Source organism: uncultured Aliivibrio sp. (genome assembly GCF_946479765.1).
Taxonomy (GTDB): Bacteria; Pseudomonadota; Gammaproteobacteria; order Enterobacterales; family Vibrionaceae; genus Aliivibrio.
In genome coordinates this window covers 205,613-230,296 of record NZ_CAMLHO010000002.1, presented here as the reverse complement: position 1 = coordinate 230,296, position 24,684 = coordinate 205,613, and the positions used below count along the sequence as shown (strand labels likewise).

Sequence of the window (24,684 nt, the reverse complement as noted above, 5' to 3'; positions counted from 1 at the left end):
CTCAAGAGCTAATGCAAGCAGCACAAAAGCTAATGGAAATCGCTCAACAGAAAGCGCAAGCACAAGGTGCTGACGCGGGTGAGCAACCTAAGCAAGAAGATGATGTAGTAGACGCTGAGTTTGAAGAAGTAAAAGACAAGTAATCATTGCCTTAGTCATTTAAGAAAAGAGCAAAAGCCCTATATCTTGAATGCTTCGAATGAAAAAATATATTGCGGGCGTTGGAGTTTTCTCTAGCGCCCGCAAATTCGTAATTAATAGGTCAATCTAGATAATCACTTTCGGTGTATACCTATCCTAATTATCTAGATTGAACTCATATCGACGGTGTTATCACTGGCGGTATCAAAATTGGTGACCAAAGCATGTCTAAACGTGATTTTTATGAAGTATTAGATGTAAGTCGTGATGCTTCAGAACGTGATATTAAGAAAGCCTATAAACGTCTAGCGATGAAATTCCACCCTGACCGTAATCAGGGTGATGAAACCGCGCCAGAAAAGTTTAAAGAAGTAAAAGTTGCGTATGAAATCTTAACGGATGCCAAAAAGCGTTCAGCTTATGATCAATACGGTCATGCAGCCTTTGAACAAGGTGGCATGGGCGGTGGTGGCGGCTTTGGCGGCGGTCAAGGTGACTTCGGCGATATCTTTGGTGATGTGTTTGGTGACATTTTTGGTGGCGGCCGTCGTGGTGGTGGTCAACAACGTGCACAACGCGGTTCTGATTTACGTTACAACATGGAACTTACGCTAGAAGAAGCAGTTCGTGGTTGTGATAAAGAAATTGAAGTACCAACATTGGTTTCTTGTGATCCATGTGAAGGTACTGGCGCTAAGAAAGGCACATCGTCATCGACTTGTAGCACTTGTCATGGACATGGCCAAGTTCAAATGCGTCAAGGCTTCTTTGCTGTGCAGCAGGCTTGTCCTACTTGTCATGGTAAAGGTAAGATCATTAAAGAACCGTGTAACTCTTGTCATGGCGAAGGTCGCGTACAGAAGACGAAAACACTTAATGTTAAGATCCCATCTGGGGTTGATACGGGAGACCGTATTCGTTTATCTAATGAAGGTGAAGCGGGAGAGCATGGCGCTCCGGCTGGCGATTTATACGTACAGGTTCATGTAAAAGAACACAATATCTTTGAGCGTGACGGCAACAACTTATACTGTGAAGTGCCAGTAAGCTTTACGATGGCTGCGTTAGGTGGTGAAGTTGAAGTCCCTACGCTTGATGGCCGTGTAAGTTTAAAAGTACCTCTAGAAACACAAACGGGCCGTATGTTCCGTATGCGTGGTAAAGGCGTTAAAGGTGTTCGTACTCATAGTACGGGTGACTTAATCGTTAAATTAATAGTTGAAACGCCAGTTAAATTAACTAAACGCCAAAGAGAGTTACTTAAAGAATTCCAAGAATCATTTGATGGGAAAGATGCGAAGAAGCATAATCCTAAATCAGAAGGTTTCTTATCTGGTGTTAAGAACTTCTTTGATGATTTAACTAAATAAGTTAGTTCATTAAGTAATAAATTGAAGCCTAATGATATTAAATTGATATCGTTAGGTTTTTTTATACCTGACACTTATTTATTTAAATGTTATAGATACAAAAATGCCCAGTGATAGATAGCTATCATTGGGCATTTTTATTATTAGAACTGAATGGTTAAATGAAAACTATGCGAGGCCTTGAAGTTTCACAAATTTTTCTAATAACTGGTCATCCGTTTCTATGTTGTTTGGATCAGAAATAACGCAATTGTTAATCGGGCAAACTGACTGACACGTAGGGACTTCGTAGTGTCCCTTACATTCAGTACAAAGATCTGGATTGATTTCGTAGATCTTGTCGCCCATGGTGATCGCTTCGTTTGGACACTCAGGCTCACACATATCACAGTTAATGCATTTTTTATTGATCAATAACGCCATTACTTACTTACCGTGTGGGTTACGAGTGTCTTCACCCGTGTGTAAGTTACGCATTAATAGACCGTATTCTAAATCTACGTTTGCAGGAACAGGGATGAACACAAAGTGGCCATTTCCTTTCGCTGAATCAACGGCTTCACTCTTGCGGTTTTCCATCATTTCTAGCGTGAAGGTTAAGTTACCTTGTGGCGTCATGATCTCGACTGAATCACCCACTAGGAATTTGTTTTTAACATCAACTTCCGCTAAATCACCACGACGTTTACCCGTGAATTCACCAACGAATTGCTGAGAATCAGAGATAGAGTAACCGTAATCGTAGTTTTGGTACGTATCATGTGTATGACGACGTAGGAAACCTTCAGTGTAACCACGGTGAGCTAGGCTCTCTAGTGTCCCCATTAGGCTTTCATCAAATGGCTTACCTGCAACTGCATCATCAATCGCTTTACGATAAACTTGAGCTGTACGAGCACAGTAGTAGAAAGACTTAGTACGACCTTCGATTTTAAGCGAGTGAACACCCATTTTAGTCAAGCGCTCTACGTGTTGGATAGCACGAAGATCTTTAGAGTTCATGATGTAAGTACCATGTTCGTCTTCAAATGCTGCCATCTTCTCTTCAGGGCGGTGTGCTTCAGAAAGAAGAACTACTTCGTCAGTTGGTTTGCCTAAACCTAGAGTGTTGTCTGGGCGCTCGTTTTGAACTTCCACATCTTGGATCTCAACACCAGTTGGGTTAACTTCAACGATTTGACCGTTTTCGTCTTCTTTGGCTTCTTCAGCTTTGTATTCCCAACGACATGCATTTGTACATGTGCCTTGGTTTGGATCGCGCTTGTTCATGTAGCCAGAAAGTAAGCATCGACCAGAGTACGCCATGCATAATGCACCGTGTACAAAAATTTCTAATTCTGTATCAGGACAGTGTTCACGGATCTCTTCAATTTCTTCTAGTGATAATTCACGAGATAAGATCACTCGCTCAACACCTTGAGTTGACCAGAACTTCACTGTTGCCCAGTTAACTGCGTTAGCTTGAACTGATAGGTGAATAACAACGTCAGGAAAAGCTTCACGAACCATCATGATTAGACCAGGGTCAGACATGATTAAGGCATCTGGGCCCATTGCAACGATAGGGGTTAAATCACGAATAAAGGTTTTTAACTTTGAGTTATGTGGTTGGATATTACATACCACATACAGTTTTTTACCTTGCGCATGCGCTTCGTTAATACCGATCTCTAGGTTTTCATGGTTGAATTCGTTATTACGAACACGAAGGCTGTAACGTGGTTGGCCTGCATAAACAGCATCAGCACCGTAGGCAAACGCGTAACGCATATTTTTAAGGCTGCCAGCTGGCGAAAGTAGTTCTGGTTTAAACATGATTGCTTCCCAAATATTGTATTCTGATCTCAGGTCAGGTCATATCTCATGGATATGAAGGAGGCCGGATTTTACATGGAAAGTGAGGGAAGCGCTAGGGGTATAGAGAGAGGTTTGCTGAAAGTAAAGAGTCAAAGATAATTTCTTGTGGTCTGAGAGATTGCCGCAAGCACCTCTGAAACCTTCAAAGGAGCTTGCGACCGATCTGAACCCTGCTTTTACTCTTTCTCTTCAATGCCACCAAGTGCTTTGAATAGATCAGGCAGTAGAGCATCAAGCTCTGAGCTCATTAAAGAGAAATCAGCATCAAAACGTGCTGCTTTATCTTCAAAGCCAATATCTTCGTTTTGATCTTTCACATCATCGCTGAACTTAAGGCGTTTTAGCGATAAATCATCCGCAAGGATAAATTCTAAACGGTCTTGCCAAGTTAGCGCTAATTTAGTCACGACTTTGTTGGCATCAATGTGTGCGTGAATTTCATCACACACTAATTCTTGTTGCTTACAACGGATCACGCCGCCATCTTCTAAAATTGCTTTTAGTTCTGCTTCTTCACCCATCTCAAAACCTTGAGGGGTCGTGCCAGTTTTAACCCACTCAGTTAATGCGTTTTCGATTGGTTGCGTTGAAGTCAGAGGAACAACAGGCAAGCTGCCGATAGATTTACGAAGCAGAGCCAGTACGTCTTCTGCTTTTTTATAGCTACCAGCATCAACAATAATAAAGCCAGATTCAGGCAAGATTAATGCGTAGGTTTGTTGGTGTTTACTGAATGCGCGAGGGAGAAGATCAATTACGATGTCATCTTTGATAGAGTCTTTTTCTTTTTTCTTAAGAGGGCGACCTTGCTCAATTTCCATAGCATCAATTTTTGCGTTCATTGATTCTTTAATCACAGAAGCAGGCAACATTTTTTCTTCTTTTTTAGCACAGATAAGAATATTTTTGCTTGCTACGTGAGTCAGCATATCACCATGACGGCCCATTGCAGTTACCCAACCAAATTTTTGCATATCTTGGCTGCCACAAGGTGTGAAACGGAAATCGTTCAGTTGTTTTTCAAGTTGCTCAGGATTGAGATCAATCTCTTTAGTAAAACGATAAATTAAACAATTTTTAAACCACATCATGCTGCTGAATTCCTGTCTTTTTTAAGTGCGCTTATGATAGGAGATTTTGACGCATTATGCTTGTAGAGTTTTCGGGATTTTGGGGAAATGTCCATCAGGTTGAAAATCAATGATGAATTTATGAACTTTTCTTTTCAACGGTCACAAAAGTGTCATAATTACCTTTAATAATAGCGTTACACATTTTTGTTGGTTAACTTAGGTAAAAGATAATGTCTAGAAGGATCCTTGTCGTAGAAGATGAAGCCCCAATTCGTGAAATGCTGTGCTTTGTTTTAGAGCAGAAAGGCTATGAACCAATTGAAGCAGAAGATTACGATACTGCGCTTGGTTTACTCTGCGAACCTTACCCTGATTTAATTTTGTTGGATTGGATGTTGCCAGGTGGCTCAGGCATCAATTTGATCAAACACCTTAAGCGTGATGAGTTCACTAAAAAGATCCCCGTTGTGATGCTAACCGCTCGTGGCGAAGAAGAAGATAAAGTACGTGGCCTTGAAGTCGGTGCTGATGATTACATTACAAAACCGTTTTCACCAAAAGAATTAATGGCGCGTTTAAAGGCGGTTATTCGTCGAGTTTCACCAACATCAATTGAAGAGTTGATTGATGTACAAGGCTTGAAGTTAGATCCTGTGTCTCATCGTGTTACGGCTAATGATAAACCGTTAGATATGGGGCCAACTGAATTTAAAATGCTGCATTTCTTTATGACGCATCAAGAGCGTGTCTATAGCCGTGAACAATTATTGAATAACGTGTGGGGCACAAATGTGTATGTAGAAGATCGCACTGTTGATGTTCACATTCGTCGCCTTCGTAAAGCACTAGAGACAGAAGGGCATGATCGCTTAGTGCAAACCGTTCGTGGTGCAGGTTACCGTTTCTCTATTCAAACAGCGTAATAGATAACTAAATATAAGTGAAGGGTTAAATACATGGTTGAACGTCTTTCATGGAAAAAACTGGTCGGTGAATTGGCTTTTTTCTATGTGCCTTGGGTCATTGTCGGGTATCTGTTTGATGCGTTATGGCCATTGTTGTTTATCGCTTCATTTATTTTATTGATTTGGCATTTACATAACCAAATTAAAATGTCTCGTTGGTTACATGAAGGGCGTAAAGCAACGCCTCCTTCTGCTTCTGGCAGCTGGGAACCTATTTTTGATGAAACCTACCGTCTACAAAAAAGGCATAAAAAACGTCGCAAAGAATTATCAACGTTAATTCGTCGTTTTAGACAAGGGGCTGAAGCTCTGCCTGATGCGGTGGTGGTTTTTCGTCATGAAGGTAATATCGTTTGGTGTAATACCTTGGCTCAATCATTACTTGGCTTTCGCTGGCCTAGTGATTCAGGACAGCCTATTACTAATTTGATCCGAGCGCCTGATTTTGTCCAATATTTAATGGCTCAGCACTTTGATATTCCATTAGATATACCATCACCAATTAATACAGATAAAACACTTGAGATCCGTATCGTGCCGTACAGCGAAGGTGAATATTTGATGGTGGTGCGTGATGTTACCCAAATTAAGCAGTTAGAGGGGATGCGACGTAATTTCTTTGCTAACGTTTCTCATGAGTTGCGAACACCAATGACAGTACTTCGTGGCTATCTAGAAATGTCAGAAGACCCTGAAATGCTTGTTGGACCGATGTGGAATCGAGCGCATGGTGTAATGACAGAGCAATTATCTCGAATGGAAGGCTTAGTTGAGCAATTACTAACATTATCAAAAATAGAAGCGGCAGCAACGTCAATGCTAGAAGATCGTGTAGATGTGCCTTCCATGTTAGGTATTTTGGAAAAAGAAGCGATAGCGCTTAGTGGTAATAGAAATCATAAAATCACGTTTAATATAGATCACGTCCTTAAAGTACAGGGTGATGAAGATCAATTACGCAGTGCGATTTCAAATTTGGTGTATAACGCGGTTAAACACACCACTGATGGCGCAGAGATTATTGTTGAGTGGAAGAAAACAAAGTCAGGAGCTGCCTTAACGGTGACTGATTCGGGCCAAGGAATTGAGCTACAACATATTCCCCGCTTAACGGAACGTTTTTATCGTGTAGATAAGGCGCGTTCAAGAGATACAGGTGGAAGTGGGCTTGGGCTTGCTATTGTAAAGCATGCGCTTAGTCATCACGATTCACAGTTAGAGATACAGAGCAAGTTGGGAAAAGGAAGTACCTTCTCATTTATACTGCCTAAAAAATTGATTTTAAAATAAGGACATAATGAATAACATGCATAGTAAAATACAGAAATGGTCTTTGGGGATTATCCCTACGGTATTTCTTTGGCTGTGTGTTATTCAACAGAGTTTCGCCTACGATGGTAAATTAGAGCAGTATGAACGCGTATCAGGTATCTCGGGTAATTTATCTTCTATAGGTTCTGATACTCTTGCTAACATGATGACACTGTGGGCAGAAGATTTTCAACGGATTTATCCTCGAGTTAATATTCAAATTCAAGCATCAGGATCATCAACAGCCCCTCCAGCATTGATTGAAAGTACAGCGCAATTTGGGCCAATGAGTCGGCGAATGCGGCAAAGTGAAAAAGCCGCTTTTGAGAGACAATTTGGTTATCCACCTACTGAAATCCGAGTCGCTATTGATGCCCTCGGAATTTTTGTTCATCAGGATAACCCAATTAAAGGGCTCGATTTTATTCAACTGGATGCCATTTTTTCTGCCACTTTACGCTGTGGTGCATTAAAACCGATTAACCGTTGGCAAGAGTTAGGAATAAAGAGTCGCTGGGCTACGCATCAAATTCAATTATTTGGTCGTAACTCAGTCTCTGGTACTTATGGTTATTTCAAAAGCACGGCTTTATGTGATGGTGACTTTAAAGTTAATGTCAATGAGCAACCCGGTTCTGCATCGGTGGTTCAAGGGGTTTCTGCTTCTTTAAATGGTATTGGTTATTCTGGTGTTGGTTATCAAATGTCAGGGGTTAAATTATTACCAATAAGCAAAGAAGGGACTGCGTATATTAAGCCGACAACGGACAATATAACCAGTGGTGATTATCCATTAACTCGCTTTTTATATATCTATATTAATAAGCCACCTACCGAAAAATTGAAAGCTATTGAGGCTGAATTTATTCGTTATATGCTTTCTGAAAATGGTCAAAAAAGAGTTGAGCAAGACGGTTATATCGCGCTTCCTGAGAGATTTGTTCTTCAAGAGCTATCGAACTTAGATTTACACTAAACTGTCATTATAGTGTCACCCTTATAATGAAATATAAATACACCATATCTTAATAAATACAGAGGTTAACTCATCATGGCATACGCCAAACCTAATCAGAGATTTCGAGATAAACAGCGTCATGTTGTTGATCTGATTATGCGTATTTGGGTTAAATCCAGTGGAGTAGGGATTATTGCAGGCCTTATGCTGATCTGTTTTTATTTATTAGCGGTTATTGCTCCTATTTTTACTTCGGTAACCGTTGATCCCTTATCCCAATACTCAGTCTCTTATCCGTACACTACTTTAGCTATTGGTTCGGATGAGCAAGGTAAAATGGCTTATCGAATTGATGATACGGGTCAGGTGCAATTTATTGATCTTGTCAGTAAAAAAGTAGTGAGCAAAAAGCAAATCATTGAAAATCCAACGGCATTTACTTCTACTATTGAAAGCCAAGACTGGTTTGCTTTTGGTGATAGCCAAGGGCGTGTCCAATTTGCTCAAATAGGATTCCAAACGAATTACTCAAAAGGTGAGCGTCAGCTTATTCCATTAGTGGAGGATTTTCCTCCTTTCCCTAGCATTCAGGTGGATGAAAATAAGCAACTACTGACTCAATTAGCGTTAAGTTTAACTGCGACAGAAGGCGTTATTTTAGCAACAACACAAGATGACAGATTACTAGGTGTTGAGCTTGATAGTGTGGTTAATCAAATGACGGGAGAGTCAGTTTGGAAAGCAATTCCTATTGAGTTTGAACAGAGTGGTTTAGATAAGATTGACGCGTTACTTTCGATGGTGATCACGCCAAATAATGATTTTTTGTACTTGTTGTATCAACATGAATTGCAGGTGTGGAAGTTAAAGGATCATAAAGCGCATTTACGAGAAAGTATTGTATTAAAAGAATCAGCACAAAAGTTGACGTTATTATCTGGTGCTAACTCAGTCCTAGTACAGTTTGATAATGGTAGTTTATCGCAATGGTTTGATACCATTAATAATGAGAAGAGAACATTAACTCAAGTTCGAACCTTTAATTTTGATGCACCTATCGTACAACTTTCACCTGAAGTGTATCGAAAGGGAGTGAGTGTAATTGATGAGAAAGGGAATCTGTCGTTAATTCATACGACGACAGAAAAAAAATTATATAGTCAGCAGCTATTTACCGATAATGTGCTCGCGGTGACTCAGCCCCCTAATGCAGAGAAGCTTATTGTACTGACTAAACAAGGGTGGGAATGTTTTCAAGTAACCAATCCTCATCCCGAAGTGAGTGTGCAATCGGTTTTTGGTAAAATATGGTATGAGGGCTATCCAGAGCCTGCCTATATTTGGCAATCAACAGCAGCTAATGATGATTTTGAATCTAAATTTAGTTTAATGCCACTGGCGTTTGGTACCCTTAAAGCTGCATTTTATGCGTTAATTTTTGCTGGACCAATAGCGATTGGCAGTGCCATTTATACAGCGTACTTCATGTCTTCAAATGTTCGTCGTTATGTCAAACCGACCATTGAAATTATGGAAGCCTTACCGACGGTTATTATTGGTTTACTTGCTGGGATCTGGCTTGCGCCAATTGTTGAGAATAATTTAGTCGCGGTATTTAGCCTATTTGTGCTATTTCCATTAAGTATGATGATTATTGCTTTTGTTGGGCACATATTACCAGCCCATATAATGCGAAGGTTGCCACGAGGACAGCATGCTATCTTACTTATTCCAGCGTTACTCGGGATTGGTTATCTGACGTTTAATTATGGTTACCTTATCGAAAGCTGGCTATTTAATGGGGATTTACGCCATTATCTCGGTGATAATGGGGTCGGTTATGACCAACGTAATGCTCTGGTAGTAGGGATTGCCATGGGGGCTGCGATTATTCCAACCATTTATACCATTGCAGAAGATGCGATATTTTCGGTACCAAAGCATTTATCTGAAGGGTCATTAGCCTTGGGAGCAACACAATGGCAAACCTTAACTAATGTGGTTTTGCTAACGGCGAGTCCCGGTATTTTTTCTGCTGTTATGATGGGCTTAGGACGAGCTGTTGGTGAAACCATGATTGTATTAATGGCCACCGGAAATACCCCAATTATGGATGGTAATATTTTAGAAGGAATGAGAACTCTTGCTGCGAATATTGCGATTGAAATGCCAGAATCTGAAATGGGGAGTACTCACTTTAGAATGCTTTTCTTAGCGGCCTTTTTACTCTTTGTTTTTACCTTTTTCGTTAACTCATTGGCTGAATGGATACGCCAAGGATTACGAGAAAAATACCGTAGTTTATAGGTTGGTCTACTATGCAGGTGAATAATGAAATATTGGATTAAATCTGGATCTCCTTGGATATGGTTGACCGCCGGCTCGGTGAGTATCAGCATGATTTCTGTGCTTAGTATCTTATTGTTGATTGGTTGGAAAGGGCTCTCTTATTTTTGGCCTACACCACTACAAGAATGGCACACAATCGATGGTAAGGTTATTGTCGGCCAGTTGTATGATGTTGAAAAATTTCATGGTAAAGACGCAGAGCATCAAGAGCGCTTAATCATTAAGGTAGGAAATCGAGATATTTATGGGTTTGATTTTATTAATATCACCCAAGATAATATTCAGTCAGTAAGTAAGCCCTCAGATCTCGTTGTTGTTGATAGGCTTCAGCATGGTAAGTTTTTTGGAACTATCATAGAAACCTCAAATGGGTTAGAGCTTACGCGTCAGCAAGCTGAATCTTGGGTTCGTAGTGAAAAAGCTAAAGTTGATCTGTTAGAGCAAGAGCAACATAAATTGTATGGTTTGCTTGATGACTTACCAAACTCTGATTTATCCAATAATGAGAGAAACAAAAAAGAGAAATTATTAAATCAGCAAGTGGACTCTATTTTAACGCAGCTAAATTATAGCTATCTGATACTTAAAGACAGCCAAGGTACTATTTATCAATTGAATAGCGATAATGTACTTGGTATATGGTTCCCTAATGCAATGTCTTTACAAGAAAAAACCATGAATTGGCTTGGGGCGTTGTATGATTTTGTTAGCGAAAATCCAAGAGAAGCGAACTCGGAAGGAGGGGTGTTTCCTGCGATTTTTGGTACCATTTTATTAGTTCTATTAATGTCAGTGATTGTTATGCCGTTAGGTGTGATCGCGGCAATTTATTTACATGAATACGCAAAGCCTAATATGCTGACAAGATTAGTTCGAATTGCGGTGATAAATCTCGCGGGTGTGCCATCCATTGTCTATGGTGTTTTTGGTTTAGGTTTCTTTGTTTATGTGGTGGGCGGAACGTTGGATCAAATTTTTTACTCAAATGAATTACCAACACCAACATTTGGTACGCCTGGGTTGTTATGGTCAGCGTTAACTCTCGCTATTTTAACCCTTCCTGTTGTGATAGTTGCAACCGAAGAGGGGTTAAGTCGTATTCCAAATTCAGTACGGCATGGCTCATTAGCATTAGGGGCAACTCAATTTGAAACCTTGTGGAAAATCGTTTTGCCTATGGCAAGCCCTGCCATTATGACAGGATTAATATTAGCGGTGGCGAGGGCTGCTGGTGAGGTAGCGCCACTGATGTTAGTTGGTGTTGTGAAATTAGCCCCTTCTTTACCCGTAGATAATGTAGCGCCTTATTTACATTTAGATCGAAAGTTTATGCACCTTGGATATCATATCTATGACGTTGGTTTCCAAAGTCCAAATGTAGAAGCAGCAAGGCCTATTGTGTACGCGACGGCTTTTTTGTTAGTCACTGTTATCATTGGATTAAACCTAACGGCTATCGCTATTCGTAATAATTTACGAGAGAAATATCGAACACTGGAGTTGTAATTATATGTATTCATTATCACCGGATCTCTCGTTTTTATCGCCAATAGACGTCAATAATTTATCGGATGAAAATACGGCGATAGAGATCAATAATCTCAATTTGAAATATGATAAAACACCAGCGTTATCTAATATTGAAATGCGTATACCAAAAGGGCAAGTGACTGCGTTTATTGGACCATCAGGTTGTGGTAAATCTACGTTACTACGTTGCATTAATCGAATGAATGATTTGGTCGATAATTGCAAAATTAAAGGGTCAATTAAATTGTTTGGTGATGATATTTATCAACCCAATACAGATATTCCCTCACTACGCCGCCGTGTTGGTATGGTGTTTCAACGCCCAAATCCGTTCCCTAAATCAATATATGAGAACGTTGTTTACGGTTTACGTTTACAGGGAGTGAAAGAAGCGCGAGTATTAGATGAAGCCGTTGAAGATGCATTAAAAGCCGCAGCGTTATGGGATGAAGTTAAACATCGTTTGCATGAAAATGCCTTTGGGCTATCTGGTGGTCAACAGCAGCGTTTAGTCATTGCCAGAGCAATAGCTATTGAGCCAGAAGTTTTATTATTAGATGAACCAACGTCGGCATTGGATCCTATTTCAACCTTGACGATTGAAGAACTTATCTATGAGCTAAAAAGTAAATATACCGTAGTCATCGTAACTCATAATATGCAACAAGCCGCACGAGTGAGCGATCACACCGCCTTCATTAACCAAGGTAAATTGGTTGAATACGGTAATGCGAATACAATTTTCACGTCCCCAGTTCATAAGCAGACTGAAGATTACATTACAGGTCGTTATGGGTAATTCACCTATGATAGGCCGACTATAAAATAAGGACATACCATGCAACTTGGTCGACATATTTCAGGCCAATTTAACACCGAACTTGAAGCTATTCGCACTCATGTATTGACCATGGGGGGAATGGTGGAGCAGCAACTTACCTATGCATTGGAGGCATTGCATAATCATGATGCCGATTTGGCAAAACGTGTTATGCATGAAGACCATAAAGTGAACGCCATGGAAGTGGCCATTGATGAAGCCTGCACTCGTATTATTGCTAAGCGTCAACCTACAGCCAGTGATCTTCGTCTAGTGATGGCGATCATTAAAACGATTACTGATTTAGAACGTATTGGTGATGTTGCTTCTCAAATAGCTAAAGTATCGCTAGAAAATTTTTCGAATAAACATCATTCTTTATTAGTTTCACTTGAATCTCTCGGACGTCAATCAGTAAAAATGATGCATTCAGTACTAGATGCGTATGCACGTATGGATGTAAAAGCGGCAACAGAAGCTTATAAGTTTGACGATAAAATAGATGCAGAATATGACGCCGTTATTCGTCAATTAATGAACTACATGATGGAAGACCCTAGCTCAATTCCAAGTGTTATGAAAGTAATGTGGGCGGCTCGTGCTATTGAGCGAGTAGGCGATCGTTGTCAGAATATTTGCGAATATATTATCTATTTTGTCAAAGGGAAAGATGTTCGTCATATTGGTGATCAGAACATTGATGATGTGATCAAGTAACCATTTGACTTAAAAATAATACTCATAGAGTAACTTTTTGAACTATGCTGTATTTATTGATGAACATGAGTATATTATGAGCTATTGCATTCAGTATGCGATTGATAATACAAAAATAGATTCAGTTAATAATCATAAATTAAAGTAATAAAGGAATATATTATGAAGAAGATTTTAGTTGGTACTTGCGCGGCGTTATCTATGGTTTCATCATTCGCTATGGCGGATAGCACACCAGTGATGTTTTCATCTCTGAATGGTTTTAATGCACCAGCGGCAAGTGAAGTAAAAGGCGTTCGTTTAGCTGCTCTTCATGGTAAAACTGGTGATGTAACAGGTGTTGATTTTGCGCTTGGTATGTCTGAGAGTGATAACCTAACAGGTGTTAACTTCCCACTGTTTATTGGCGCGAACAAAGTTAATGGCAACATGACCGGTGCATCTTTTGGTCTGTTTAACTGGCATATGGGTGATGATTTAGGTGCGAACCTAGGTTTTGTAAACATCACTAATAATGTTAAAGGTGCTAATGTATCTGCAGTGAACTACTCTGAAGGTTACACCATGGTTGATGTTGGTGTTGCTAACCTTTCAAATGATTCACACGTTCAAGTTGGTTTATTCAACATGACATCTGAAATTAAAGGTGTTCAAGTTGGCCTAATCAACTGTGCGGAAAATGGTTTCCTACCTTGTTTCCCAATCGTGAACTTTGCGATGTAATTTGGTTTCAAATTTAATTAAATAAAAATGGCGCTGCTTTATTATAAAGTAGCGCCATTTTTGTATCTGACCATTCTTGGTTTTCTTGTCATTTTATCAAAACTTATTAATGAGAAGGAAGATAGAGAGAATCATAAAAATAAAAAGCCCCTGCACCAAATTACTTATGTAGGGGAGAGAGTTACCAAAGGGTAATTATTTATCTTCTATCATTGATTTTATAGATATAAATAAAACGATCAGAGGAAGCGAAAGCATAATTAAAAAAGTCATAGTTTCTCCAAAGATTAAAATCGTAAGTTAAATCCAATTTCATAACTGTTTTCGGTTCTGGTTTTATCGCTAGGGCTTACTCTTGACTCACCAAAGGTATACTTCATATAAGGTTCTACCCATTTAGGCTTTAGGGTTAGTGTGACATCTTGGCTGTTGTAATAGCTTTTTGATCCAGTTAGTTCACGGTCATGAGTAAACGAATAACTAAAGTTACTCCATTGATTAATTGTGTAGCTAGCCCCAAGTGTATTTTTCCATTCTCTGGTGGTATTAAATGCATTGAAATTATTGTTTACGCCAGGCTGAAATATGCTCTCTGAAAAAACACCTTTTCTCCACTCATGAGAGGTATTAGCAAAAACCATAATGTCTTGAGTTAATGCTGTTCCGGTAAATAGCCCAACATTATAAATATCAAAAATATCTGCTCGCCCGTAACTTACAAATGCTTCGGTATAAAACTGACCAAGCATGACACCGTAGCCAGAACCAATTTCTAAATATCCAGTTGAATCGATATCTGCAGTAAAGCTAATTTCTTCTGTCGCTTGAAGGTTGGCGGTAACCGTACCTATCCATTCATCATTATTTTGAGAAAGTTGGACGCTTAGATCCGGTTCATGATATTTAGCTGAGACTGATAGGGAGGTACAAAGAGATAACAATAAAAGCTGAAAGCGCATAATTAAGTACTCAGTAGTAATAATAAAAAAGGAGTCACCAAAATAGCGACTCCTTTGCTTTATCTATCAAATTCTAGCTAATCTTATGAGCGTATAGCTCTGTCCTTGATAGCTTGCTTAATTTGTTGGCGCTGTTCTTGAGATAGAGATTTTGCTTTGTTTTTGATTGAATCAATTTGGTCTTGAGTGATTGTTTTTGCACCTTCAACATCAATTTGACCTAATGCATTCTTACGACCTTGAACAATTGTGACACCATGCTCTGTTTTTACTAAAGAGTAAGTTAGTCCATAATTGAATTCTTTAGTTTTTGTCTGGCCTACTATTTCACCATTAGGGTTTTTAATTACAGTCCCTCTTGTATTTTCTTCAACTCGGTAACCTGAATCACCAACAACCATGCCATTACCAATAATTATATGGCCACGTTTATTTATTGTGATCTCGATAGAGTCACCAATATTACCGTGGTCAATGATACCATCTCTTATTGGGTTACCAATATCAGGTCGTGCAACAACTGCAGCAAATAATCGACCATTGTCATTACGGAAAACGACTTCAGTTCCATCCTCTAAACGAACGATATAGTTATCGCCTTCTTTTGAAGCGTGACCAACTAGGTTGCCGTCAGTATCATGAATTTCACTGTTTGAAATAACGAAGCCATTGTCATAATCATTGATGAAAATAATGGCATTCCCTTGGTCATCCATACGAACGATAGCTTGGTTGTCGTTATCGCCTTGAATGATAACAGCACCGCCGACGGCTAGAATATCGCCATAAGTTGGAACTACACCAGCATCGTAATCAGGATCAATTTCAATTGGATTTTCAGGAGAAGGGCGTTCAATTGGGTGATCTGGTGTAGGTGTAATTCCGTAATCAGGATCTATCGGGTGCTGAACATCGGTGACAATTAATCTTCCATTTACAACACTTAAGCTTACTTCTGCACCATGGTTACCATGAAAGATGATTGAATCACCTTCCTTTTGAATATGACCAACAGTGACTCCATTAGCGTCTTTTACGCTATCGCCATCTGTCGTAAATGTTTGACCATTAATACGAATAAGAGTATCTGTTTCTTGACCTTTAATCATTGCAGCTTGATAAGTTCCCTCATCACCTTTGATTAGTGCTGCTTGAGCATTTTCACCTTCAAAATATTGAACGTCAGCAATACCATCTTGTGGTGTTGGCCCGTTATTATCGCTTGAACCTGAAGACGAACAACCCGCTAGGAATGATGCAGCAACTAAAGATGCAATTAATTTAAGTTTCATATTGGTTTCTCTCTTAACGTAATGTTTTGGCGAAATCGCCATAATTATTGAAAGCATCAGTGCTTGTTGATGGCGTTCCTAGCCGATGAGAGAAGTATATGAAATGTACAAAAAAGCCTCTAATCCCTTAAAAGAATAGAGGCTTTAACGTTGAGTTATTAATGAGAGAGAGGAATAGTCGTAATAACTACTGGTTATTATTGAGTAGTGGTTGCAGAATATTTTTCAACCATAGCATAGTTGGGTTATTACGGTTTTTATGATGATAATAAACACAAACTTTTGGATTAATATCTTGATTATCAAAGAGTATTTTAAGACTTCGTAGTTGACTCTGATGCTCAACGTCTAAAAATTTAGAGGCAGGAAACATCATGTCTGAGTTATGAACAACATCAATGACAGCAGAAGGAAGCTCTGACCTAAAGCCAATATTTGCTTCTAAGCCTTTAATCTTTAGTATTTTTTCAGCTAAAGATTGATGGGAATTCCAATCAACAGCAATAACGGTTGCTAATTCAAAATGAACGCCATCTTTCACTTCAATACTACTACCTTCATAGGGGTGTTCTTTTCGGACATAGCCAGTAAAACGATCTTGAGCAATTGGTTTTTGAATCAACTCTTTTGGTGCATGGCCTATTTCATAATTAAGGCCTAATTGAACTTCATCATTGATGATGTCGGTCATTGTTGATTTAGACCAGTTTAATAACTGTACTTGGACATTGGGAGCTTCAGCTCTGATCGCTTGAAATAATTTATTGGCAATAGCGCTTAAAAGAAAAGGAGATAGAGCTAGTTTGATCACACCTTCAAGTTCTTGAGGGTTAAACTCATTACTTTCATTTAATGTTGAAGAGAGTTCATCAAGTATTGGAGATATGCTTTCAGCTAATTGATTTGCATATTCAGTAGCTCGAAGACCATGATGGGTTTTGACAAACAATTCATCATTAAAATGATCTCGTAAACGCTGCAGAGCTTTACTGATAGCAGGTTGAGATACAAATAAGCGGTCAGAGGCTTTACGCATATTTCGTTCTTGATGTAGAACGATAAATGTCCTTAAGAGGTTTAAGTCTAAACTGGAGAATAAATCTTTAGCCATAACATACTGTTCCTTGTTAATAATTCTTCACGTTTCCTTCACGTTATCCTCATTATAATATGCATATAACGAATTAGCTTAACTCCATCACAATAGGATTGAATTTATAATGAAAAAGTATCTGTTTTTACTAATGGCTGCAACATCAACAAGCGCATTCGCAGCACCATACGTTGGCTTAGAATATGGCGTTACAAACATGAGCCATGATTACTCAACGACTTTTTCAGATAATGTGTCTTTAACTCCTGATGATTCAAACGATACCTTTGGTGGTTTTGTTGGTTACCGTATTAACAATGTTGGCTTAGAGCTAGGCTATAAGAAATTTGAAAGTGACGACTCTCGTAGCAAAGTATTAAGCTATGCTTATCCTGTAAAGACGGAGCGTGAATGGAATGCAGATTTAGATGCGAGTCAATTTACAGTTAAACCAGTATATTTCTATAGTATCAATGACAAGTTACAGCTTAAAACGGGTCTAGGTTTAACGTATACCCAGTATAAATATGACTCATCAGCTTATACTGAAACTGAAAATGATCTAACTGATGTAGAAACTATTTCTGATTATGTTGCTGGTAACTCAAAATCAGAAAGTGCATTTGGCGTTATCGCAAGTGTAGGTATTGAATATATGGTGATCCCAAACCTAGCATTAGGTGCTGCGGCAAGTTATCAAGCGGATAGTGTCGCTAATTCAACGTCGTTCATGTTGAGTTCAGCTTACTACTTCTAATATGTAGTTATAGAAAATCATTAATCAAATTGGAAAATAATAAAATGAAAAAAATCGTATTAGTAAGTGCATTAGTATTAGCGTCAACAGGTGCGTTCGCAGCTCAAAACACTCAAGTAGCTAAAGGCGGATTTTCTGGCCCAAGCGCTGTAACTGTAAATACTGTTCAAGTAGCTCAAGAAGCTAAAGATGATACTCCAGTAACACTAACAGGTTACATTGTGGCTTCGTTAGGTGATGAAGAGTATCAATTTAAAGATGCAACGGGTGAGATGATTGTTGAGATTGATCACCGTGATTGGAATGGCATTGAAGCTACACCTGAAACAAAATTAGTAATTCAAGGTGAAGTAGATAAAGAGTGGAAACACACTGCTATTGACGTAAATACGGTTCAATTAGCGAAATAATTTTTCTATCTCCTCAAAAACAAAAAAAGCCAGAGAATGTATCTCTGGCTTTTTATTGGAATTTTTTAAATCTATTTAATGCTTTGTCTTACCGCATCAATCTTTTTTGCATCAGTTACAGGGACAATAAAGTCATCCAAATCACCTGCACCCATTTTTACAGCATCTAATACTAATTTCATTTTACTCGGACGAGTTGATTTTCCTGATAGATGAATTTCTGTAACCCCTGTTTTTTCAATAATCTCTTTGGCATTTTCTGCCGTTACGCCAGCACCAGCTAAGATTTCAAAGCGTCCATTTGCCAGTTTTACCATATCAGTAAGAACATCAATACCATCATAAGCATTTGCTGCCAGACCTGAGGTAAGTATGCGTTCACAACCTAACTCGGCAATATTTTCAATCGCTTTTTTATAGTTTGAGCATTGGTCTATTGCGCGATGAAAAGTGACACTTAAGTCATTATCGTTAGCGACTTTCATAAGACGAGTAGCGAGTGGCATATCAATATCGCCATTTGCTTTTAATACGCCAAAAACAACGCCTTGTAATCCAGCCAGTTTAGCGGCATGAATATCTTCTATCATTGCAGAGATATCATCGTTGTCATATAGGAAGTCACCTTGACGAGGACGGATCATGGCATAAACCGGAATAGGAGAGATCGCTGCGGCTTTTTTCATAAACCCAAAACTTGGTGTTAACCCCCCTAGAGCAAGAGAAGAGCAAAGCTCAATTCTATCAGCACCACCATTAATGGCATTATGTAGGGATTCTAAGTTGTCGATACAGACTTCAATTTGAATTGGCATGATATTTTTAAGTCAAAAGAAAAGTTGGGATTCTCTAGTGTAATGGAAACTGACTTTTAGGTGTGTGAAGAAGACGTCAAAATTCTTCTTTAGAAGAAAGCGTGTACTCGTATTTATTATTGAATAGAAAAGAAAAAGCCCCGAAGAAAACTTCAGGGCTTTTAGTATTAGGCAAACTTTCTGATTTTAGGCTACTGCGTTTATACGCTTTTAATATTCTAGCCACATGCACCGTTGAGCATAGGTGCATTCGAGTACTTTGATGTAAAGTACTCTATGTCAGCAATTACTTGCTTAGGTCGCCAGCGTGTTCAGATAGGAATGCTGCAACGCCTTGTGGAGATGCGTCCATACCTGCTTTGCCTTCTTCCCATTGTGCAGGACAAACTTCACCATTCTTCTCGTGGAAGTTTAGTGCGTCAACCATACGTAGCATTTCGTCGATGTTACGACCTAGTGGAAGATCGTTAACCACTTGGTGACGTACAAGGCCGTCAGAATCGATTAGGAAAGAACCACGGAAAGCAACACCAGCTTCTGGATGCTCAACGTCGTATGCTTTACAGATTTCGTGTTTAACATCAGCAACTAGAGGGTATTTAACTGGACCAATACCGCCATCTTCGATAGCCGTGTTACGCCATGCGTTGTGAGAGAATTGTGAATCGATAGAGATACCAATTACTTCAGCGCCTTTAGCTTGGAAATCAGCTAGACGGTTGTCAAAAGCGATTAGCTCTGAAGGACAAACGAAAGTGAAGTCTAGTGGGTAGAAAAATACTACCACAGTCTTACCTTTAGTGAATTCTTTAAAGTTGAAGCTATCAACGATTTCACCGTTACCTAGAACTGCTGCAGCAGTAAAATCTGGTGCTTGACGACCTACTAGTACCATTTTTGAATCTCCTAAAAATTAGATTTCCCAAACTTCATGTTTGGCTTTGTTTTTTGAAAACAATAAATTGTTTCAACAGGACAAACTATAGTACAAAAGGTATGATGAAAAAAAGCGAATTAAATAGATTAATGTAATAGAGAAAAGCGATGACTAAGTGGCCTTCATTAAAACAGTTACATTATTTCATTACTCTGCATGAAACTCGTCATTTTGGTGACGCGGCAGAGAAGTGTTTTGTCAGTCAATCAACGTTAAGTAAAGGGATACAAACCCTTGAAGAATTAATTGGTTGTCCACTGTATGAACGAGATAAAAAAACATTAGTGTTTACCCCTATCGGAGAGAAAGTCGTCGAACAAGGGCGTGAATTATTAGCCAAAGGACAAGATTTAATAGAGCTAGGTTCATTGTGCCAAGGGGATGCAATGCAAGGGCAGTTACGTGTTGGATGTATTCCAACAATTGCGCCTTTTTTATTGTGTGATTTGGTACAAGAAGTTAATAAAAACTATCCGCAACTGACGTTACTATTAAGAGAGGATACAACAACAAATTTATTAGCGGCATTAAGGCAGGGGCAGCTTGATGTTCTTATTCTTGCTCTACCTGTTGATATTTCGGGTATGAAAAGTTTAGTTGTTGGTCGTGATCCATTTAAAATGGTGATTAGTAAAGATCAAGCAAGCAGAATATCTACCCCGATCCATTACGATGAGCTACCCGATGAGTTTGTTTTCTTGTTAGAGAAAGAGCACTGTTTAACTGAGCATGCTGTTTCTGCTTGTAAGTTAACAAGCAAAGAAAAAATAAATCCGTTTACAGCAACAAGTCTACACACCTTAGTTCAAATGGTTGCTAATGGGTTAGGTACTACTTTTATTCCTCAAATGGCGATAAAGCATGGTTTACTAGATAACCAAAATTTGGTTGTGGTTGAACCGCCAGGGAAAGAAGCCTCACGTGATATTGGTTTAGTATGGCGGCCAAGTTCTTCTCGTTTACAGACATTTCATCAACTCGCGGATATCGTCAAAAAGATATTATAGTTTTATGATCACACTTTCAGGCGCTTATTTATTTTATAGATAGGCGCTTTTCTACTTTTGAATAATAGAGCAATTAGTGACCGCATTCTCACTTCTTTATATTTATTTCAATACAGATCTGACCAGTTAATTTCTTTTCTTCTTGTTGCATACCGTCACTTTCTTTTTATTACCCCTTAAATAAGCCCCTCCTTTCTTCTTTTTTTATTCTATGCCTCTGTTTTCTTTGTGAAATTAAAACTGTGAATTTTACATGTTCAATTTTACAAGTTTAATTTTTGTAATTTAATTACGTTTATTTTAGATCTTACGTTTCATTTTTTGTTATCAGCTTGTAAAAATTAAACTTTGACAATCATTGTTATAGAGCATTTACTCATAACTCAACTTGCTGAGTTTTAGCGACATCTTATTGAAAATACAAGGCAGTATTAGCCTTTGGTAGGGGTTGTAATCTATTCGCTCTTTCGAGAATGTAATAGATGTAAACAGTAAGAACAATAAATAGGATGAAACATGAATACTAAATCGTAGTGTTTTAGTTACAAATGTAATTTTGCCGGAGGCGCAAACCATGACAGATACCATGATGACCACAGAAAAAGAAATATCCATTGTTGGACCCAATCTGCCACAAGTTGAAGAAGTATTAAGTGCTGGGGCTGTCCGGTTTTTAAGTCACGTCGTCGAAAAATTTGCACATCGTATTCCTGAGCTTTTAGAAACACGTCAAGCTCGCCAAAGAAAGATTGATGCTGGCCAATTACCTGATTTTCTTGCGGAGACTCGCTCTATTCGAGAATCAGAGTGGACGATTCAAAGTATTCCAGCGGATCTTCAGGATAGAAGGGTTGAGATTACCGGCCCAACTGATAGGAAAATGGTGATTAACGCATTAAATGCCAATGTAAAAGTATTCATGGCAGATTTTGAAGATTCACTAGCGCCTTCATGGGAGGCGGTGTTGAATGGACAAATAAACCTTAGAGATGCAATGAACGGCACTATTCAATACACCAATCCTCAAACTCAAAAGGTATATCAACTAAAACAAGACCCAGCGGTATTGATTTGTCGAGTTAGAGGACTGCACCTTCCTGAAAAACATGTGCTGTTTAATGGTGTTGCTATTCCCGGAGCCTTATTTGATTTTTCTCTTTATTTTTATCACAACTATCAAACGTCATTAAAGAAAGGCAGTGGACCTTATTTTTATCTACCGAAATTACAAGCCTACCAAGAAGCGGCGTGGTGGAGTGACGTGTTTACTTTTTCTGAGCGAGAGTTTGGATTAAAACAAGGAACGATTAAAGCAACCGTTCTTATTGAAACCTTGCCTGCTGCATTTGAAATGGATGAAATTTTATACAGTTTAAAAGAGCATATTGTTGGGTTGAACTGTGGTCGATGGGATTACATATTTAGCTACATTAAAACCTTAAAAAACCACCCAGACCGCGTTTTGCCCGATCGCCAAGTGGTGACGATGGAAAAACCGTTTCTAAATTCCTACTCACGCCTCTTGATCAGAACATGTCACAGAAGAGAAGCATTTGCGATGGGAGGAATGGCCGCCTTTATTCCATCGAAAGATCCGGTAAAAAATGATTGGGTATTAAATAAAATTCAAACTGATAAATCACTAGAAGCGAATAATGGACATGATGGCACTTGGGTTGCTCATCCTGGATTAGCAGAGACGGCAAGAGCAGAATTTGATCACGTGTTAGGCGAGCGAGCGAACCAATTGGATATTAGCAGAGATACTGATGCACCAATTACCGCAGAAGAGCTACTTGCCCCGTGTGAAGGTGAAAGAACAGAAGAGGGCATGCGTCATAATATTCGGGTGGCGGTTCAATATATTGAAGCGTGGATCACCGGAAATGGGTGTGTCCCGATCTATGGATTAATGGAAGACGCCGCCACAGCAGAAATATCACGAACGTCTATTTGGCAATGGATACAGCATGGGAAAACATTAGATAACGGAGAAACCGTCACCGCCGATCTATTTAGAACCATGCTACTGGAAGAGATGAAAGTAATAGAGAAAGAGTTGGGAACTGAACGTTTTGATTCGGGCCAATTCACTCAAGCAGCAAAACTGATGGAGAAACTGACCACCAGCGATCAACTTACGGACTTTTTAACACTATCTGGCTATGAATATTTATAAGAGAGGGAACTATTATGACTACATTTAAACCGCAAACTCGCCAACAACAAATTGATGCACTAAAAAAAGATTGGGCTGATAACCCTCGCTGGAATGGGGTAACTCGTCCATACACAGCGGAAGAAGTAATTAACCTTCGTGGATCTTTTGCACCAGAGAATACCATTGCTCAAAAAGGGGCAGACAGATTATGGTCGTTGGTGAATGGTTCATCTAAAAAAGGATACGTGAACTGTCTGGGAGCACTAACTGGTGGACAAGCTGTTCAGCAAGCAAAAGCGGGAATTGAAGCTATCTATCTTTCTGGTTGGCAGGTAGCTGCGGATAATAATACCGCATCCACCATGTACCCAGACCAATCATTATATCCAGTAGATTCGGTGCCTTCAGTGGTTAAGCGTATTAATAATTCTTTCCGTCGTGCGGATCAAATTCAATGGTCAACAGGAACAACGCCAGAAGAGGGGATTGACTATTTTCTGCCGATTGTTGCTGATGCAGAAGCTGGTTTTGGTGGCGTACTTAATGGTTATGAATTAATGCGTAACATGATTGAATCAGGTGCTGCGGGTGTTCACTTTGAAGATCAGCTAGCATCAGTGAAAAAATGTGGACATATGGGCGGAAAAGTATTAGTACCAACTCAAGAAGCTGTACAAAAACTGGTTGCTGCGCGATTAGCTGCCGATGTGGCAGGAACAAGAACACTCGTTATCGCAAGAACCGATGCCAATGCTGCGGATTTATTAACATCAGATTGTGATCCGTATGACCAAGAATTTATTGAAGGTGAACGTACACCGGAAGGTTTCTATAAAGTTACAGCGGGTATTGACCAAGCTATTTCTCGTGGTCTAGCGTATTCACCATACGCCGATTTAGTGTGGTGTGAAACGGCAACCCCATGTTTGGAAGAGGCTCGACAATTTGCAGAAGCGATTCATGCAGAATATCCAGACCAACTACTGGCGTATAACTGTTCACCATCGTTTAACTGGGAGAAAAATCTCGATTCAGAAACGATTGCGAAGTTCCAACAAGAGTTGGCTGATATGGGCTACAAATACCAATTTATTACGCTAGCTGGCATTCATAGTATGTGGTTTAACATGTTTGAACTCGCACATTCTTATGCTCAGGGTGAAGGTATGCGTCATTATGTTGAAATGGTTCAACGTAAAGAGTTTGAATCGGCATCTAAAGGGTATACGTTCGTTGCACATCAACAAGAAGTAGGCACTGGTTATTTTGATATTATGACCAATACCATTCAAGGTGGAAAATCATCAGTGACCGCGTTAACAGGGTCAACAGAAGAAGAGCAATTTAAAACCAACGCGTAGTCGTTTTAAGTCTATTTAATACACACATAATAAGAAACACTTGTATTATCACGTTTAGGGAGAATGGAGTCTCCCTTT

The 24,684-nt window shown here is 39.2% G+C and carries 22 protein-coding genes; 14 read left to right on the top strand and 8 right to left on the bottom strand.

Going from position 1 to position 24,684, the window contains the following annotated elements; genetic code table 11:
• The first annotated feature begins 365 nt into the window (after positions 1 to 365).
• Complete coding sequence (gene dnaJ / locus Q1K78_RS02325; RefSeq protein ID WP_300174003.1) at positions 366 to 1,511, top strand: molecular chaperone DnaJ; 1,146 nt, start codon at positions 366 to 368, stop codon at positions 1,509 to 1,511.
• A 168-nt stretch (positions 1,512 to 1,679) separates the two neighbouring features.
• Here the strand turns inward: dnaJ and Q1K78_RS02320 are convergent, their stop codons facing one another.
• The 3 genes from Q1K78_RS02320 to rdgC all read right to left on the bottom strand — a co-directional run bounded on the left by Q1K78_RS02320 (position 1,680) and on the right by rdgC (position 4,456).
• A complete protein-coding gene (locus tag Q1K78_RS02320) occupies positions 1,680 to 1,934 on the bottom strand; it encodes a YfhL family 4Fe-4S dicluster ferredoxin (RefSeq protein ID WP_012550947.1) in 255 nt (84 codons plus the stop codon).
• Between the two features lie 3 nt (positions 1,935 to 1,937).
• Positions 1,938 to 3,326: a tRNA 5-hydroxyuridine modification protein YegQ gene (gene yegQ, locus Q1K78_RS02315; RefSeq protein ID WP_300174000.1), complete on the bottom strand. Its 1,389-nt coding sequence runs from the start codon at positions 3,324 to 3,326 to the stop codon at positions 1,938 to 1,940.
• Positions 3,327 to 3,544: 218 nt separating this feature from the next.
• Positions 3,545 to 4,456: a recombination-associated protein RdgC gene (gene rdgC, locus Q1K78_RS02310; protein ID WP_300174027.1), complete on the bottom strand. Its 912-nt coding sequence runs from the start codon at positions 4,454 to 4,456 to the stop codon at positions 3,545 to 3,547.
• A 215-nt stretch (positions 4,457 to 4,671) separates the two neighbouring features.
• On the opposite strand from rdgC, the gene phoB reads away from it, so the two are divergent.
• The 8 genes from phoB (at position 4,672) to Q1K78_RS02270 (ending at position 13,814) form a co-directional block, all read left to right on the top strand.
• Positions 4,672 to 5,364, top strand: coding sequence for a phosphate regulon transcriptional regulator PhoB (phoB, locus tag Q1K78_RS02305; RefSeq protein ID WP_300173998.1), 693 nt, complete (start codon positions 4,672 to 4,674; stop codon positions 5,362 to 5,364).
• Positions 5,365 to 5,397: 33 nt separating this feature from the next.
• Positions 5,398 to 6,696 carry a phosphate regulon sensor histidine kinase PhoR gene (phoR, locus tag Q1K78_RS02300; protein ID WP_300173996.1) on the top strand — a complete coding sequence of 433 codons (1,299 nt, stop codon included), beginning with the start codon at positions 5,398 to 5,400 and terminating at the stop codon, positions 6,694 to 6,696.
• Between the two features lie 7 nt (positions 6,697 to 6,703).
• Positions 6,704 to 7,693 (top strand): phosphate ABC transporter substrate-binding protein PstS family protein, encoded by a 990-nt coding sequence (locus Q1K78_RS02295; protein WP_300173994.1) that lies wholly within the window; start codon positions 6,704 to 6,706, stop codon positions 7,691 to 7,693.
• 75 nt (positions 7,694 to 7,768) lie between these two features.
• The gene (locus Q1K78_RS02290) at positions 7,769 to 9,982 is read left to right on the top strand and encodes an ABC transporter permease subunit (RefSeq protein WP_300173992.1); all 2,214 of its coding nucleotides are present in this window, start codon (positions 7,769 to 7,771) and stop codon (positions 9,980 to 9,982) included.
• 24 nt (positions 9,983 to 10,006) lie between these two features.
• On the top strand, positions 10,007 to 11,530 hold the full coding sequence (gene pstA, locus Q1K78_RS02285) for a phosphate ABC transporter permease PstA (protein ID WP_300173990.1): 1,524 nt from the start codon (positions 10,007 to 10,009) through the stop codon (positions 11,528 to 11,530).
• A gap of 4 nt (positions 11,531 to 11,534) precedes the next feature.
• A complete protein-coding gene (pstB, locus tag Q1K78_RS02280) occupies positions 11,535 to 12,353 on the top strand; it encodes a phosphate ABC transporter ATP-binding protein PstB (RefSeq protein WP_300173988.1) in 819 nt (272 codons plus the stop codon).
• A gap of 39 nt (positions 12,354 to 12,392) precedes the next feature.
• Positions 12,393 to 13,091: a phosphate signaling complex protein PhoU gene (gene phoU / locus Q1K78_RS02275; protein ID WP_122034404.1), complete on the top strand. Its 699-nt coding sequence runs from the start codon at positions 12,393 to 12,395 to the stop codon at positions 13,089 to 13,091.
• A gap of 162 nt (positions 13,092 to 13,253) precedes the next feature.
• Positions 13,254 to 13,814, top strand: a complete 561-nt coding sequence (locus tag Q1K78_RS02270; protein ID WP_300173984.1) for a phaC PHA synthase — start codon at positions 13,254 to 13,256, stop codon at positions 13,812 to 13,814.
• Positions 13,815 to 14,101: 287 nt separating this feature from the next.
• Here Q1K78_RS02270 and Q1K78_RS02265 read toward each other — a convergent pair whose 3' ends face one another.
• The 3 genes from Q1K78_RS02265 to Q1K78_RS02255 all read right to left on the bottom strand — a co-directional run bounded on the left by Q1K78_RS02265 (position 14,102) and on the right by Q1K78_RS02255 (position 17,176).
• Positions 14,102 to 14,773, bottom strand: a complete 672-nt coding sequence (locus Q1K78_RS02265; protein WP_300173982.1) for a hypothetical protein — start codon at positions 14,771 to 14,773, stop codon at positions 14,102 to 14,104.
• An 83-nt stretch (positions 14,774 to 14,856) separates the two neighbouring features.
• Positions 14,857 to 16,065 (bottom strand): hypothetical protein, encoded by a 1,209-nt coding sequence (locus tag Q1K78_RS02260; protein ID WP_300173980.1) that lies wholly within the window; start codon positions 16,063 to 16,065, stop codon positions 14,857 to 14,859.
• Between the two features lie 187 nt (positions 16,066 to 16,252).
• Entirely contained in the window at positions 16,253 to 17,176 is a 924-nt protein-coding gene (locus Q1K78_RS02255; protein ID WP_300173977.1) for a LysR family transcriptional regulator, read from the bottom strand.
• 109 nt (positions 17,177 to 17,285) lie between these two features.
• Between Q1K78_RS02255 and Q1K78_RS02250 the strand changes: the two genes are divergently transcribed.
• On the top strand, positions 17,286 to 17,915 hold the full coding sequence (locus Q1K78_RS02250; RefSeq protein ID WP_300173975.1) for an AcfA family outer membrane beta-barrel protein: 630 nt from the start codon (positions 17,286 to 17,288) through the stop codon (positions 17,913 to 17,915).
• Positions 17,916 to 17,959: 44 nt separating this feature from the next.
• Positions 17,960 to 18,325 (top strand): NirD/YgiW/YdeI family stress tolerance protein, encoded by a 366-nt coding sequence (locus tag Q1K78_RS02245; RefSeq protein ID WP_300173973.1) that lies wholly within the window; start codon positions 17,960 to 17,962, stop codon positions 18,323 to 18,325.
• Between the two features lie 71 nt (positions 18,326 to 18,396).
• On the opposite strand, the gene Q1K78_RS02240 is transcribed toward Q1K78_RS02245, so the two are convergent.
• Positions 18,397 to 19,140, bottom strand: coding sequence for a copper homeostasis protein CutC (locus tag Q1K78_RS02240; protein WP_300173971.1), 744 nt, complete (start codon positions 19,138 to 19,140; stop codon positions 18,397 to 18,399).
• A 286-nt stretch (positions 19,141 to 19,426) separates the two neighbouring features.
• A complete protein-coding gene (locus Q1K78_RS02235) occupies positions 19,427 to 20,035 on the bottom strand; it encodes a peroxiredoxin C (protein ID WP_300173969.1) in 609 nt (202 codons plus the stop codon).
• Positions 20,036 to 20,184: 149 nt separating this feature from the next.
• On the opposite strand from Q1K78_RS02235, the gene Q1K78_RS02230 reads away from it, so the two are divergent.
• The 3 genes from Q1K78_RS02230 to aceA all read left to right on the top strand — a co-directional run bounded on the left by Q1K78_RS02230 (position 20,185) and on the right by aceA (position 24,606).
• Positions 20,185 to 21,084 (top strand): hydrogen peroxide-inducible genes activator, encoded by a 900-nt coding sequence (locus tag Q1K78_RS02230; protein ID WP_300173967.1) that lies wholly within the window; start codon positions 20,185 to 20,187, stop codon positions 21,082 to 21,084.
• A gap of 574 nt (positions 21,085 to 21,658) precedes the next feature.
• On the top strand, positions 21,659 to 23,263 hold the full coding sequence (gene aceB, locus Q1K78_RS02225; protein WP_300173965.1) for a malate synthase A: 1,605 nt from the start codon (positions 21,659 to 21,661) through the stop codon (positions 23,261 to 23,263).
• A 14-nt stretch (positions 23,264 to 23,277) separates the two neighbouring features.
• Positions 23,278 to 24,606, top strand: a complete 1,329-nt coding sequence (gene aceA, locus Q1K78_RS02220) for an isocitrate lyase (RefSeq protein ID WP_300173963.1) — start codon at positions 23,278 to 23,280, stop codon at positions 24,604 to 24,606.
• The last annotated feature ends 78 nt before the right edge of the window (positions 24,607 to 24,684 follow it).

Bases quoted from the DNA above. Each gene is read 5' to 3' on its own strand.
- Q1K78_RS02230 (WP_300173967.1), top strand. From the start codon at position 20,185: ATGACTAAGTGGCCTTCATTAAAACAGTTACATTATTTCATTACTCTG.
- phoR (WP_300173996.1), top strand. From the start codon at position 5,398: ATGGTTGAACGTCTTTCATGGAAAAAACTGGTCGGTGAATTGGCTTTT.
- pstB (WP_300173988.1), top strand. From the start codon at position 11,535: ATGTATTCATTATCACCGGATCTCTCGTTTTTATCGCCAATAGACGTC.
- Q1K78_RS02240 (WP_300173971.1), bottom strand. From the start codon at position 19,140: ATGCCAATTCAAATTGAAGTCTGTATCGACAACTTAGAATCCCTACAT.
- aceB (WP_300173965.1), top strand. From the start codon at position 21,659: ATGACAGATACCATGATGACCACAGAAAAAGAAATATCCATTGTTGGA.
- dnaJ (WP_300174003.1), top strand. From the start codon at position 366: ATGTCTAAACGTGATTTTTATGAAGTATTAGATGTAAGTCGTGATGCT.
- Q1K78_RS02295 (WP_300173994.1), top strand. From the start codon at position 6,704: ATGAATAACATGCATAGTAAAATACAGAAATGGTCTTTGGGGATTATC.
- yegQ (WP_300174000.1), bottom strand. From the start codon at position 3,326: ATGTTTAAACCAGAACTACTTTCGCCAGCTGGCAGCCTTAAAAATATG.
- Q1K78_RS02265 (WP_300173982.1), bottom strand. From the start codon at position 14,773: ATGCGCTTTCAGCTTTTATTGTTATCTCTTTGTACCTCCCTATCAGTC.
- Q1K78_RS02235 (WP_300173969.1), bottom strand. From the start codon at position 20,035: ATGGTACTAGTAGGTCGTCAAGCACCAGATTTTACTGCTGCAGCAGTT.
- rdgC (WP_300174027.1), bottom strand. From the start codon at position 4,456: ATGTGGTTTAAAAATTGTTTAATTTATCGTTTTACTAAAGAGATTGAT.
- Q1K78_RS02260 (WP_300173980.1), bottom strand. From the start codon at position 16,065: ATGAAACTTAAATTAATTGCATCTTTAGTTGCTGCATCATTCCTAGCG.
- Q1K78_RS02255 (WP_300173977.1), bottom strand. From the start codon at position 17,176: ATGGCTAAAGATTTATTCTCCAGTTTAGACTTAAACCTCTTAAGGACA.
- Q1K78_RS02290 (WP_300173992.1), top strand. From the start codon at position 7,769: ATGGCATACGCCAAACCTAATCAGAGATTTCGAGATAAACAGCGTCAT.
- Q1K78_RS02320 (WP_012550947.1), bottom strand. From the start codon at position 1,934: ATGGCGTTATTGATCAATAAAAAATGCATTAACTGTGATATGTGTGAG.
- aceA (WP_300173963.1), top strand. From the start codon at position 23,278: ATGACTACATTTAAACCGCAAACTCGCCAACAACAAATTGATGCACTA.
- phoB (WP_300173998.1), top strand. From the start codon at position 4,672: ATGTCTAGAAGGATCCTTGTCGTAGAAGATGAAGCCCCAATTCGTGAA.
- pstA (WP_300173990.1), top strand. From the start codon at position 10,007: ATGAAATATTGGATTAAATCTGGATCTCCTTGGATATGGTTGACCGCC.
- phoU (WP_122034404.1), top strand. From the start codon at position 12,393: ATGCAACTTGGTCGACATATTTCAGGCCAATTTAACACCGAACTTGAA.
- Q1K78_RS02245 (WP_300173973.1), top strand. From the start codon at position 17,960: ATGAAAAAAATCGTATTAGTAAGTGCATTAGTATTAGCGTCAACAGGT.
- Q1K78_RS02270 (WP_300173984.1), top strand. From the start codon at position 13,254: ATGAAGAAGATTTTAGTTGGTACTTGCGCGGCGTTATCTATGGTTTCA.
- Q1K78_RS02250 (WP_300173975.1), top strand. From the start codon at position 17,286: ATGAAAAAGTATCTGTTTTTACTAATGGCTGCAACATCAACAAGCGCA.